Here is a 281-nt window from a genome sequence, read left to right as displayed (position 1 = left end):
CTTAAAAGAAAACCCCAACCAGTATTACCATGGAGAGATGTTTGATATGAGCCAGAGCAAAGTCAGTGAATGGGTCAGCTATTTATTACCTGTTCTGGAAGCATCTTTGGCCAAAATGAAGGTAATGCCTCAAAGTGGTTGTTGTTACCGGCAGAGAGATAAAGAGGTGGATTACTTATTGGTAGATGTAACCGAAAGGCAGGTTGTCAGAGACGTTGATCCTGATAATCAGAAGGAGTTTTACAGTGGAAAGAAGAAATTACATACGATGAAAAACCTGG

1 pseudogene is annotated in these 281 nt (G+C 40.6%); it reads left to right on the top strand.

The features are described 5' to 3' along the window. Positions 1 to 281: pseudogene (locus AAOP42_RS00030) on the top strand (hypothetical protein); the annotation flags it as partial.

Origin of the sequence: Reichenbachiella sp. MALMAid0571, from assembly GCF_040151475.1 — a bacterium.
Classification (GTDB): domain Bacteria; phylum Bacteroidota; class Bacteroidia; order Cytophagales; family Cyclobacteriaceae; genus CAXBNB01.
This window is presented reverse-complemented; position numbering and strand designations above follow the sequence as displayed.